Origin of the sequence: Vagococcus penaei (genome assembly GCF_001998885.1) — a bacterium.
Classification (GTDB): domain Bacteria; phylum Bacillota; class Bacilli; order Lactobacillales; family Vagococcaceae; genus Vagococcus; species Vagococcus penaei.
The window spans coordinates 2,006,840-2,018,935 of record NZ_CP019609.1; the positions used below are offsets into that span (position 1 = coordinate 2,006,840).

13 protein-coding genes are annotated in these 12,096 nt (G+C 35.1%); 10 read left to right on the forward strand and 3 right to left on the reverse strand.

Translation table 11 applies throughout. The features are described 5' to 3' along the window. Positions 1–30: 30 nt before the first annotated feature. Complete coding sequence (locus tag BW732_RS09485; RefSeq protein ID WP_077276528.1) at positions 31–1,050, reverse strand: lactonase family protein; 1,020 nt, start codon at positions 1,048–1,050, stop codon at positions 31–33. 163 nt (positions 1,051–1,213) lie between these two features. On the opposite strand from BW732_RS09485, the gene BW732_RS09490 reads away from it, so the two are divergent. Further along, the gene (locus BW732_RS09490; protein ID WP_077276529.1) at positions 1,214–1,567 is read left to right on the forward strand and encodes a PTS glucitol/sorbitol transporter subunit IIA; all 354 of its coding nucleotides are present in this window, start codon (positions 1,214–1,216) and stop codon (positions 1,565–1,567) included. A 15-nt stretch (positions 1,568–1,582) separates the two neighbouring features. Continuing rightward, complete coding sequence (locus BW732_RS09495) at positions 1,583–2,770, forward strand: AI-2E family transporter (RefSeq protein WP_077276530.1); 1,188 nt, start codon at positions 1,583–1,585, stop codon at positions 2,768–2,770. 69 nt (positions 2,771–2,839) lie between these two features. On the opposite strand, the gene BW732_RS09500 is transcribed toward BW732_RS09495, so the two are convergent. Next, the gene (locus BW732_RS09500) at positions 2,840–3,451 is read right to left on the reverse strand and encodes an FMN-dependent NADH-azoreductase (RefSeq protein WP_077276531.1); all 612 of its coding nucleotides are present in this window, start codon (positions 3,449–3,451) and stop codon (positions 2,840–2,842) included. A gap of 190 nt (positions 3,452–3,641) precedes the next feature. Between BW732_RS09500 and BW732_RS09505 the strand changes: the two genes are divergently transcribed. The 8 genes from BW732_RS09505 to nth all read left to right on the forward strand — a co-directional run bounded on the left by BW732_RS09505 (position 3,642) and on the right by nth (position 10,811). Continuing rightward, positions 3,642–4,232 (forward strand): thymidine kinase, encoded by a 591-nt coding sequence (locus tag BW732_RS09505; protein WP_077276532.1) that lies wholly within the window; start codon positions 3,642–3,644, stop codon positions 4,230–4,232. 54 nt (positions 4,233–4,286) lie between these two features. Beyond that, a complete protein-coding gene (gene prfA / locus BW732_RS09510) occupies positions 4,287–5,357 on the forward strand; it encodes a peptide chain release factor 1 (RefSeq protein ID WP_077276533.1) in 1,071 nt (356 codons plus the stop codon). Then, complete coding sequence (gene prmC, locus BW732_RS09515; RefSeq protein ID WP_077276534.1) at positions 5,350–6,195, forward strand: peptide chain release factor N(5)-glutamine methyltransferase; 846 nt, start codon at positions 5,350–5,352, stop codon at positions 6,193–6,195. The genes prfA and prmC overlap by 8 nt, the downstream gene beginning before the upstream one ends. A gap of 17 nt (positions 6,196–6,212) precedes the next feature. After that, a complete protein-coding gene (locus BW732_RS09520) occupies positions 6,213–7,265 on the forward strand; it encodes an L-threonylcarbamoyladenylate synthase (RefSeq protein WP_077276535.1) in 1,053 nt (350 codons plus the stop codon). A gap of 62 nt (positions 7,266–7,327) precedes the next feature. Then, positions 7,328–8,566 carry a serine hydroxymethyltransferase gene (gene glyA / locus BW732_RS09525; protein ID WP_077276536.1) on the forward strand — a complete coding sequence of 413 codons (1,239 nt, stop codon included), beginning with the start codon at positions 7,328–7,330 and terminating at the stop codon, positions 8,564–8,566. A 79-nt stretch (positions 8,567–8,645) separates the two neighbouring features. Then, entirely contained in the window at positions 8,646–9,275 is a 630-nt protein-coding gene (gene upp, locus BW732_RS09530) for a uracil phosphoribosyltransferase (RefSeq protein ID WP_077276537.1), read from the forward strand. Positions 9,276–9,398: 123 nt separating this feature from the next. Next, positions 9,399–10,112 (forward strand): DnaD domain-containing protein, encoded by a 714-nt coding sequence (locus tag BW732_RS09535; RefSeq protein WP_077276538.1) that lies wholly within the window; start codon positions 9,399–9,401, stop codon positions 10,110–10,112. A 6-nt stretch (positions 10,113–10,118) separates the two neighbouring features. Beyond that, on the forward strand, positions 10,119–10,811 hold the full coding sequence (nth, locus tag BW732_RS09540) for an endonuclease III (RefSeq protein WP_077276539.1): 693 nt from the start codon (positions 10,119–10,121) through the stop codon (positions 10,809–10,811). Between the two features lie 88 nt (positions 10,812–10,899). Here the strand turns inward: nth and BW732_RS11815 are convergent, their stop codons facing one another. Then, complete coding sequence (locus BW732_RS11815; RefSeq protein ID WP_418369037.1) at positions 10,900–10,983, reverse strand: hypothetical protein; 84 nt, start codon at positions 10,981–10,983, stop codon at positions 10,900–10,902. Positions 10,984–12,096: the final 1,113 nt, after the last annotated feature.

Genomic DNA, 12,096 nt, shown 5'->3' on the forward strand with positions numbered 1-12,096 from the left:
GAGTCATGGACCCGTGCTGTTTTTTATTTATTATAAGAATTTTACACAAACAACTTCTGGTGCATAGATGTCTTTTTCAATTAATGCTAGTCGACCTGTATCTGCTTGACGTGCAAAAAGTGTTAAGTTATCAGTATTTTGATTTGCTACAACAACATGTTTTTCATCGGGAGTTAAATCAAAATCACGCGGAAAGTCACCTTCAACTGAAATATGTTGGATTAAAGTGAGTGTTTGTCCATCGTTGCTTGTTTCAAAAACGGCTAAAGAATTATGTCCTCGATTTGATGCATAAACAAAGCGTCCATCTTTAGAGACACGAATTGCTGCACCACCATTAAAGTCTTTGTAATCATCAGGTAATGTCGAGATTGTTTGTAGTTGAGTAAAATTACCAGTTTCTTGATCGTAATGTAAAACAAAAACATCACTAGATAATTCACCAAATAAATAAGCAATATGACCATTTGGATGGAAAACCAAGTGACGTGGACCAGAAGCAGCTGGTGCTGTAAATGCTGCAATTTCAGTCAATTGTCCATTATCAGAAACGTCATAAGTATAAACAGTATCATTTCCTAGATCACAGACCGCTAAGCGATTGTCGGGAGTTAAATCAGCATAGTGTGCATGTGCTCGGTCTTGATTTTCATGTGGTCCGTTACCTTCATGATTAACCGAGTCAGCTAATTCCACACCACCGTCTTCTAGAATACGATAGCTTGTTAAAATCCCTTGATGATAGTTTGCACCGTAGATTAATTGGCGAGTTGAATCAATAGCTACATAGCATGGCGGTGCACCAACAGTTGTCACTTTATTGATGAATGAATAGCTACCATCCTTCAGTTTACGATAGGCAGAAACGCCACCCTGATCACCATCTTTTGTCACACTGTATAAAAATTCTTTGTTTGTGTCTAAGTAAGTCGGATTATCTTCGCTAATTAATAGTGATAGGTCTTGTAGATGATTATCGGCTAAGTTAATCGTATAAATTCCTTCACTATCTCTTCTAGTATAGGTTCCAAGTAAAATAGTTAATGACATATAAACACCCCTTCAATTTTTATTAAATCACCTAATTATAACATATTCAATTTTGTTAAGAAAGAAAGTCACAATCTAGTGTCTCGTAAGATTGTATGACGAGTATTAAGAAAATTTATGGTATAATGAAGTTAATTCAAGATAATAATAGAGGAGTTTTAGTATGATTAAATCTGTTGTAAAAAATATTGGGCCACAGGCGCTAAGTCCCGAAGATAATTTAATTGTGTTATTTAATACAGACGCTACCCCAGGACTTTCTGAGTGTTGTGTTCTCCAAGAGGTTGATGGTCAACCAACGTTTAATCTTCACGTTGGAGACACAATTAGTTTTGATGATCAAGTTTATACGATTCAAACAATGGGGCCTTTAGCTAACAAGCATCTGAACGAAATGGCACATGTATCTGTAATGTTTAAAGAGGCACCAAAGGAAAATCAAATTGCTAATGCATTATATGTGACACCTCACCATTTCCCAACGATTCATGAAGGGACTACTATTACATATTCATAGATTGGGAGGATTGCTATGTCAACAGAAGAAAAACATGAAGAATTAAAAACTTGGTTTGCTAGATGGTTTTTAAATAATAAATTTGTCACTAGCTTACTTATTATTTTATTATGTTTACTGATTATTTTTACTTTTCAAAAAGTTGAATTTTTTTTCAGACCGATTGCGCAATTTTTAGGTATTGTTGGTTTGCCCCTAATTATTTCGGGACTGTTATATTACTTATTGAACCCGATAGTCGATTTTATGGAGCGCAAAGGTATTAACCGTGTCTTAACAATTGCTGTTTTATTCGTCTTAATTATTGGACTGATCGTGTGGGGAGTAATTATCGTTGTTCCTAAAATTCAAGCACAAACACATAGCTTTATTACAAATTGGCCAGATTATTGGCAGACCATTGAATCAAAATCAGCTGACTTATTAAACATGCCAATCCTCGAAAAATACGGTGCACCACTTGAAAAAGCATTAACTGAATTGACTGATTCTGTTAGTAAATTTACAAGTAGTATCGCAAAATTTTTATCGGGTAACGCCTTTAAAGGTATTGGCAATATCGTAGGGGCAGTTGCTGATATTGTTGTAGTTGTTATTACCGTCCCGTTTGTTTTATTTTATTTGTTGAAAGATGGCAAAAATTTAATGCCTTATACGACTAAGTTCTTACCAATTAAAATGCGTCAACCAACAGTTAGCGTACTAAAAGATATTAATGAAAAATTATCATCATATGTTCGTGGTCAAGTAACGGTGGCTTTTGCGGTATCGATTATTTTTATGTTAGGGCTATCGATTATTGGTTTAGAATATAGTGTTACTCTAGGTGTATTAGCTGGGGTTCTTAACTTAATCCCATTTTTAGGCTCTGCTTTGGCCATGATTCCGATTGTTATCTTGGCGATGGTTAATGGACCTAAGATGTTGATTGCTGTCATTATTGTTTTTATCATTGAACAAACATTGGAAGGCAAAGTCGTCTCACCGTTAGTTTTAGGAAATCAGTTAAATATTCACCCTCTGACAATTATCTTTGTCTTATTAACGGCGGGTAAGCTGTTTGGCTTACTGGGTGTTGTATTAGGGATTCCTGGTTACGCTGCGATTAAAGTGGTTGTTAGTCATGCGTTTATTTGGTATCAAGAAGTCTCTGGTCTATATGAACCTGATGATGTGATTAGCTTAAAGAAAGAAGATAAATAACAAAAGCACTTGTTTTGCCAGTATCGAATGGTCTTCGGTTACTAGCATACAAGTGCTTTTTGGATTCTATTAAAAATTTTTAGCAGCTTCACGTGCATCAGCTAATGCTTGGCTTAGAATAGCTTCACGTTGCTCTGGATGATGATCAATTCCTTCAATAAATAGTGTGCCTGTATCAGTAACACCTACAAAGTTTAAAATATTTTTTAGGTATTGAGCAGATAGGTCTTGTCCAGCATAAATCCCACCACTTGATTGAATGTGGAAAAATGTCTTGTTTTCTGTTAATGGTACGGGACCAGTTTCAGTATATTTAAAGGTTTTTCCAGCAACGTTGATCGTATCAATCCATGCTTTTAAACGTGTTGGAATGTTTAAATTCCATAAAGGATTCGCGATGACAATTTTATCATGCGCTAAAAATTGCTCAGTTAATTCAGAAAAACGTGCGATTTTATTGGCTTGTTCCTCTGTTAAGTCGTTGCCTTGTGCCGCGCTGGACCAACCTAATAACATGTCACGATCAATTTCTGGAATAAATTCATCATATAAATCAAGTACAGTAATTGTATCGGTTGGATTTTCTGTACGGTAGCTATCAATAAAGGCCTCCAATGCCATTAATGATTTTGATTCCGCAGATGATAATGGATGTGCTTTAACAACTAATAAATTTGACATAAAATAACCCTCACTAATTTTTTATATGTATTCACTTATATTTAATAAGTAAAATAACTATACCTTAAACTTTATTAGAAAGTAAAGCTTAAAGCGCTTTAATTTCAAAAAACTTTCGTGAACTGTTTCTACCAGATGATTTTTTTGTGATTTTCAAGTATACTATCATAGAAGATACGGAGGTAAAGTCATGGCACAGTTATTTTTTAAATTTGGCGCAATGAATAGTGGAAAAACTATTGAAATTTTAAAAGTTGCTCATAATTATGAGGAGCAAAATAAACCAGTTGTTTTAATGACTAGTGGTATTGATACTAGGGATGAAGTGGGAACGATATCTAGTCGAATTGGATTAAGGCGAGAAGCTATCCCGATTTTCAGTGAAACAAACGTCTTTCAAGCAATCAAAGCCTTACCCTTTACACCGTATTGTGTATTAGTGGATGAATCACAATTTTTAGAAAAACATCATGTTATTGAATTTGCAAAAATTGTCGATGAATTGAATATTCCAGTAATGGCTTTTGGGTTGAAAAATGATTTTAAAAATGAATTGTTTGAAGGTTCAAAGTATCTGCTGCTTTATGCAGATAAATTAGAAGAATTGAAAACGATTTGTTGGTTCTGCCACAAAAAAGCAACAATGAATTTGCGTATGAGTAACAATCGACCGGTCTATGATGGTGAACAAATTCAAATTGGCGGGAATGAGTCGTACTATCCTGTTTGCCGAAAACACTATGTTAATCCACCTTGTTGTGATGATGAGGTCAAGTCATAAGCTAGTTAATATAAACTAGTTAAGAGACAAAATTAAAGGAGAATGAATAAAAATATGTTTGATCAATTACAAGCAGTTGAAGATCGTTATGAAGAATTAGGTGAGTTATTAAGTGATCCAGAAGTGGTCACTGATACAAAACGTTTTATGGAGTTATCAAAAGAAGAAGCAGGAACTCGTGAAACCGTTGATGTATATCGTCGTTATAAGCAAGTTGTGAATGATATTAAAGAAACGGAAGAGCTTCTAGGTGAAAAACTAGATGATGATATGCAAGAAATGGCCAAAGAAGAGCTTAGCGAGCTAAAAAGTGAAAAAATCGATTTAGAAGAGCGGATGAAGATTTTATTATTACCAAAAGATCCTAATGATGATAAAAATATTATCATGGAAATCCGTGGTGCAGCTGGTGGTGATGAAGCCGCGTTATTTGCGGGAGATTTATTTGATATGTATCAAAGTTATGCGACAGCTCAAGGTTGGAAATTTGAAGTAATGGATGCTAACGTTACGGATATAGGTGGTTACAAAGAAGTAACGGTTATGATTACTGGTGATAAAGTGTTCTCAAAATTAAAATATGAAAGTGGTGCACACCGCGTACAACGCGTCCCATCGACGGAATCTCAAGGACGCGTACATACATCCACTGCAACGGTTGTTGTTTTACCTGAAGCTGAGGAAGTTGAAGTTGATTTAGCGGATAAAGATATTCGTGTAGATATTTATCATGCTAGTGGTGCTGGTGGTCAGCATGTTAATAAAACGGCTTCTGCGGTTCGTTTGACACATATTCCAACTGGTGTTGTTGTGGCTATGCAAGATGAGCGTTCACAACTTAAAAATCGGGAAAAAGCAATGAAAATTTTGCGAGCACGAGTTTATGATCAGTTACAGCATGAAAACCAAAGTGAATACGATGCAAACCGTAAATCAGCAGTCGGTACTGGAGATCGTTCTGAGCGTATTCGAACATATAATTTCCCTCAAAATCGAGTGACCGACCATCGAATTGGTTTAACGATTCAAAAGCTAGATCAAATTTTAGCTGGAAAGTTAGATGAAATTGTTGACTCACTGATTATTTATGATCAAGCAGCTCAATTGGATAAGCTAAATGGATAAAGTTGAAGGCCAAACTTATATAGAAGTCCTGAAATGGGCTTCTTCTTTTTTAAAAGCACAAAATGAAGAAGCGTACCTAGCTGAGTATTTATTATTAGAACGTCTAGGTTGGAATAAGACACAACTTTTGATGTCTTTTAAAAAGGATATGCCAGCCGACGTGAAAAAGCAATTTGAGCTAGATTTACACGATGTTTTAATGGGGAAACCAGCTCAGTATGTGATTGGATCAACGGAATTCTATGGTCAACGCTTTACTGTGACACAAGACACTTTGATACCACGCCCAGAAACAGAAGAATTGGTCGAACTTTGTTTAACTGACAATGAAGACTCACTTCAGACGGTTGTCGACATTGGTACTGGGTCGGGTATTATTGGTATTACACTAAAAAAACACCGTCCGAAATGGGTGGTGACTGCGAGTGATATCTCACCAGCAGCCTTAGAAGTTGCTCAAAGTAATGCTCAGCAACAGAACGTTAAGCTCAACTTTTTATTAAGCGATGTGTTAGACGACTATGTTGGTGCGCCAATTGATATCTTAGTATCTAATCCACCTTATATTGCAGAAACAGAGAAAGACGTTATGGATGAAAGTGTCAAACGCTACGAACCAAAATTAGCTTTATATGCTGCAGATAATGGCTTAGCTTTATATAAAAAAATTGCGCTTCAAGCAAAAGCCCATTTGGCTTCTAGTGGACACATTTATCTTGAGATTGGCTATCGTCAAGGTGAGACTGTCAAAACTATTTTTCAAGAAGCTTTTCCAAACAAAGAGGTAACTATACTAAAAGACTTAAATCAACAAGAACGCATGATTCGAGTTAGATAATAAGGAAGTTAGATAAAATGCAAACAAAAATATTACAAGAAAAAGAGATTCAACAAGCAGTACAGGCAATTCGAGAAGGAGGCTTAATTGCTTTTCCAACAGAAACTGTTTACGGATTAGGAGCAGATGCTACTAATCCAGAAGCAGTTAAAGCGGTATATGCTGCTAAAGGACGCCCGAGTGATAACCCTTTAATTGTTCATATTTCTGATGAAAAAGAGTTATTGCCATTCGTTAAACCTATTTCACCAAAAGCCCAACAATTAATGGATTATTTTTGGCCGGGACCTTTGACACTAATTTTTGAATTGAAAGAATCTGACAGTTTACCTTCAGTTGTGACTGGCGGCTTAAACACGGTTGCCTTTCGGATGCCGGATAAAGCCATTACCCGTGAATTGATAAAACAATCTGGTTGTGTATTAGTGGGTCCAAGTGCTAATTCTTCAGGTAAACCCAGTCCGACGTTAGCTAGTCATGTGTATGATGACTTATCTGGCAAAATAACCGGCATTGTTGATGGAGGAGCATGTACAGTTGGGATTGAGTCGACGGTTTTAGATATTTCTAATGAAACTGGCTTACCAGAAATTTTACGTCCAGGTGCTATCACACAGGAAGAGTTAGAGTTGGTCATTGGTCCAGTTATCGTAGACGGGCATCTAGTGGATTCAAATGAGGTACCCAAAGCACCAGGCATGAAGTACAAACACTATTCACCTGACACTCCCGTTATTATGATGCCATCAGATACTTTATCAAGTTGGCAAACCGCTAGTCGTGAATACCTTAGTGTGGGTAAACGCGTGGGAATTCTCGCTAATGAGATGATTCTCTCACAGCTTATGAAAGATAAAGATGACCACTTAGTTACCTACTCATTAGCTACTAAGCGAGATGTGACACAAGCAATGACGCATTTATTTGCCGGCTTGCGTCATTTAGACCACGTTACTCCAAAACTAGATGTTATTTTAGCTGAATGTTATCCAGAAATTGGTCAAGGGGTGGGCTATATGAATCGCTTGAAAAAAGCGTCTGGTGGTCACATTTATTTAGAGAAAAAATAAAGACATGGCTACTCCGTGAAAAAATATGGTACAATATAAAAAATGACGTTAGGGGTGCTGTAATGAGTTATCGTGATGAGGATTTAGTGTTGTGGGAAGCGATTGATCATGAAAAAAATCGCCAAGAGAATAATATTGAGTTGATTGCTTCAGAAAACTTTGTATCTGAAGGTGTAATGAAAGCTCAAGGGAGCGTTCTGACAAATAAATATGCTGAAGGTTATCCAGGTCGTCGCTATTATGGTGGTTGCGAATTTGTTGATGTTGTTGAACAATTAGCCATTGATCGTGCCTGTGAGATTTTCGGAGCTAAGCATGCAAACGTGCAACCGCATTCTGGATCACAAGCAAATACGGCTGCTTATATGGCGCTGTTAGAGCCAGGTGACATGATTTTAGGTATGGATTTGACGTCTGGTGGTCATTTAACACACGGGTCTCCAGTTAACTTTAGTGGTAAAACTTATGAGTTTATTTCTTACGGTGTAGATCCAGTGACTGAGGTAATCGATTATGATGTGGTTGAAATTTTAGCTAGAAAACATCGCCCAAAATTGATTGTGGCCGGTGCCAGTGCTTATTCTCGTGAAATTGATTTTAAACGTTTTAAAGAGATTGCTGACAGTGTTGATGCTAAATTGCTGGTTGATATGGCACATATTGCTGGTTTAATAGCAAGTGGTTTACATCAAAATCCAGTTCCATATGCGGATGTTGTGACATCAACAACGCACAAAACACTACGTGGTCCACGAGGTGGCTTAATTTTAACGAATGATGACGCTCTAGCGAAAAAAATTAATAGTGCGATTTTCCCTGGTATTCAAGGTGGGCCATTAGAGCACGTTATTGCTGGAAAAGCAATCGCCTTTAAGGAAGCATTACAACCAGCATTTAAAGAGTATTCGAAGCAAGTAATTGCTAATGCTAAGATAATGGCACGCGTATTTAATCAAGCTGAGGAAACGCGTTTAATTAGTGGTGACACAGATAATCACTTGTTATTAGTTGATGTAAGTGGTTTTGGGATGACTGGTAAAGAAGCCGAAGCATTACTTGATGCTGTTGCAATTACAGTTAATAAAAATACAATTCCTTTTGAGAGCTTAAGTCCTTTCCAAACTAGCGGAATCCGTATTGGAACACCGGCTATTACGACACGTGGTTTTAAAGAAGAAGATGCTGAAAAAGTAGCTTTACTTATTATAGAGACATTGAAAAACAAAGAAAATCCAGATGCATTAGTTAAAATTAAAGAAGAAGTTAGTGAGTTAGTTAAAAAACATCCACTTTATGTATAATTTTTTAGGTAATTGACTAGTCAATTACCTTCTTTTCCGTTACAATAGATTGGAATAAAATTTAAGGGAGCGAATTAACATGGGAAAATTTCAAGTTATTGATCATCCATTGATCCAACACAAATTAACAATTATTAGAGATAAGAATTGTGGAACAAAAGTATTTCGAGAAGTTGTCGACGAAATTGCTATGTTAATGGCTTATGAAGTATCAAGAGACATGCCATTAGAGGATGTTGAAATTGAAACGCCAATTTGTAAGAGCGTTCAAAAAACTTTAACTGGTAAAAAAGTAGCGATTATCCCAATTTTACGTGCCGGAATTGGCATGGTGGATGGTATGTTAGAATTAATTCCAGCAGCTAAGGTAGGCCATGTAGGTCTTTACCGTGATCACGACACATTAGAGCCAGTTGAATATTTCGTTAAATTACCAGCTGATATTGCAGAACGTCAGTTATTGGTTGTGGACCCAATGTTGGCAACAGGTGGTTCAGCAATTATGGCAATTGATTTATTAAAAAAACGTGGTGCAACGAATATTAAATTTGTTTGTTTAGTAGCAGCCCCTGAAGGAATTAAACTTTTACAAGAAGCACATCCAGATGTTGATATTTATGTCGCTGGTCTAGATGAAAAATTAGATGAGAATGGTTACATTGTCCCTGGTTTAGGTGATGCTGGTGACCGTTTATTTGGAACAAAATAAGTTGAATAACTTTTAAATATGTCTTGAAAACATGTGGTAGTTTGTATTAGTCAAATTCCATGTGTTTTTTGTTTGCTTCACGTATAATAAAAGCAATGAGGTTAATATTAAGGAGGGGACGCAATGGAACACTCAATGCGTCAATTATTGAGTTACAAAGATACTGTTATATCAAATTTAGTTTTAGATTCTTATAAAAAGATTGGAATGACAGATGAAGAATTAGTTTTATTCTTACAATTACTTAAATACCATCAAAAGGGCATTGATTTTCCGGATTTAGGCGAAGTATCGCAATGCATGGGCCATAGTGTTGAGCAATTATTTCGTCTAATTCAAAGTATGATTGATAAAAAATATTTGGCGATTCAAACAACCACTAATGGGAATGGTCAGTCTGAAGACCATTATGATTTATTATTGATTTATGATAAATTACTACTTTCTCTTGATCAAGAACAAGAGGAAACCAAAGAACAAGAGCAAGAACAGCAAGTAGCTAAGCTTTTTCAGATGTTTGAAAAAGAATTTGGTCGTCCATTATCACCAATGGAATTAGAGACAATTAATTTATGGCTAGCTGAGGATAAATATCGGGTTGAGATGATTGAATTGGCTTTGCGTGAAGCTGTCTTAAATCAAGCGTATAGCCTTAAATATATTGATCGTATCTTACTCTCTTGGGAACGTAAAAACATTACTTCAAAACAACAAATTCAACAAGAACAAAAAAAACGTCTAGCAGTAGTTGATAATCAAACGATTCATTCGGATAAAGAAGAAAAATTACCACATATTCCAATGTATAATTGGTTAAATCCTAAAGAGAGTCGGTGATAAGACTTGTTATCGAAAAAAAGAACGATGGAAGCTTTAGGCCGAATGCGGGATATGTATCCTGATGCTAAGGGAGAATTGAATGCTGAGACAGATTTTCAGTATCTTGTTGCAGTAATTTTGAGTGCACAAGCAACAGACGTTTCGGTTAATAAAGCGACACCAGAGTTATTTTCTCATTATCCAACTGCTCATGAACTTGCTAAAGCACCATTAGATGATGTCATGGCCTTAATTAAAACGATTGGGTTATACAAAACAAAAGCCAAAAACATTATTAAGACTGCCCAAGCGATTGAAACTGAGTTTGATGGAGTAGTGCCAAAAACGATTAAAGAATTGATGTCTCTGCCAGGTGTTGGTCAAAAAACGGCTAATGTTGTTGCAGGTGATTTATTTAATGTACCAGCAATAGCAGTAGATACTCATGTTGAACGTGTGAGTAAACGTTTACGTATTTGTAGACAAAAAGATTCGGTTAAAGAAGTAGAAGAAACTTTACAAAAAAAAATCCCATCAGAATTATGGGTGACGGCCCATCATACATTGATTTTGTTTGGCCGTTATCATTGCACGGCTCGTAGCCCAAAATGTGAGACTTGTCCCTTATTTGATTTATGTGCAGAAGGCCCTAAAATTTTAAAGCAAAGACTGGTTAAGAATAAAATTAAAAAGAAAGAGGAACCTTCATCAATATGAGATGTAGTGAACCCTGACAGTTAGACTTTTTGGAGTAGAGAAATCTACTCCTTTTTTATCGTCTCAAGCAGTCATTTTAAGACGATAATTAATTGGACTTAATTCGTCTAATTTCTTTTTTTATTCGCTTATTATTGTAATAATAAATCCAATTTTCTATTGATTTTTTCAATGAGCTAAAATTATGATAAGTTTTTCCGTAATAGATTACTTATTTTAACAATTCAAAAAAATTTTCAATTAATGAGTTATCCAAGCAATTTTCTTTTCAGAAGATACTATGAAAAATATTATTATCTTTAAGATATTTCTAGTATTGACCCATTTGATGTGCCCAACCTGATCCAAGTGAAGAGTACATCTAACTAGACAATCAGAGGTTGACTTTATTGCTTTGAATTGTGCTTTTTCAATAGATGGTGCAGTCAGTCTGTCAGAAATATAATAGGAAATAATTTCACTATTAAACATGTCCAAATAAGGATTGAAATATAATTTTTTCATAGTTGGATTTCCTTAATTATCTGTAATATAATATTTAAACTCTGTCGTATCTGTTGTAAGTTTTTGGTGAGGAATAGACGTATAAAGCCTTTTTTGAATTAAATTTTTTGCAATTCTACTAACTGAATTTTTATAGGAATTATATTTTCTAAATTTATGAGTAAAATTAATTACTTTTAGATTTAACTTAAGCGTAATTTTTCGAATCTTTTTATGATTAACGATCCTACCTTTACTTTTCAATACTGAGATTATCTTCTATATCCATAGGATTCATTGTTTTCAAAAAAGGTAAGTTTGATTTCTTCTTATAGTTTTAAATTTGGATTTTCGCTATTAAATCTTTTTTGTCAGTACATACAGGTATTTTTAGGGGATTTAATAGTTGCAAGAAAGTCAGTTAATTCAAATTTTTCTCGGAGGTTAAAGATGACGGTCGAGATAGTTTCATTCGTTGTTTTTCTTTCTACTTTTTTATCTTTAGTTAATAGACATTTTTATCGGCGTCCTTTCATTCTATAAAGCCCATTAATTCCTTTTCTTACAATTGTTTTAGTTAACGTACAATAAGAGAATAGCTGTTCATGCATAAGGCATTAGATGTGTCTTGATAGGATTCCTTACTTGTTAAATACAAATCTATCGTATTCAATTTAAATTGAACAGTATAATTTTTATCTTTTTCACAAGGTTTCAATCCATCTTTACCAAATTTTCGATAGGAATTCAACCAATTGCTAATTTGATAATTACTTTTAAGACTATATCTATCTTTCAAATG